General features: G+C 72.1%; 1 protein-coding gene. It reads right to left on the bottom strand.

Features of this window, described 5'->3' with window-relative positions; translation table 11 throughout:
- Positions 1-201, bottom strand: a 201-nt coding sequence (locus SAZ04_RS23100; protein ID WP_332700151.1) for a nuclease-related domain-containing protein, incomplete at its 3' end; no start/stop codon positions are given.
- Between the last annotated feature and the right edge of the window lie 32 nt (positions 202-233).

The raw sequence follows: 233 nt of genomic DNA, 5'->3' as shown, positions 1-233 counted from the left end.
GCCGATGCGACGCACCCCGCCGCCCTTCACCTCGATGACCATGACGCCGAGATCGGGGTGGGCGAGCACGACATCGGCCTCGCCGTCCTGTGGCTCGTCGCCGGGACGCTTCTTGAGCCAGGCGACGTTGCGGTACGTCGCCCACGGAGGCTTCAGCGCCCGCTCCAGCGCCGATGCCAGCCGGTCCTCCCCCGCACTCATGCGGCGAGCCTACCGCCTCCCGGCCTCCGCAT

The sequence above is a fragment of the Halalkalibacter lacteus genome, assembly GCF_036663595.1.
GTDB classification, from domain to species: Bacteria; Bacillota; Bacilli; order Bacillales; family Bacillaceae_D; genus Halalkalibacter; species Halalkalibacter lacteus.
Note: the sequence above shows the minus strand (reverse complement) of the source record. Positions and strands in the feature narration are given on the sequence as shown.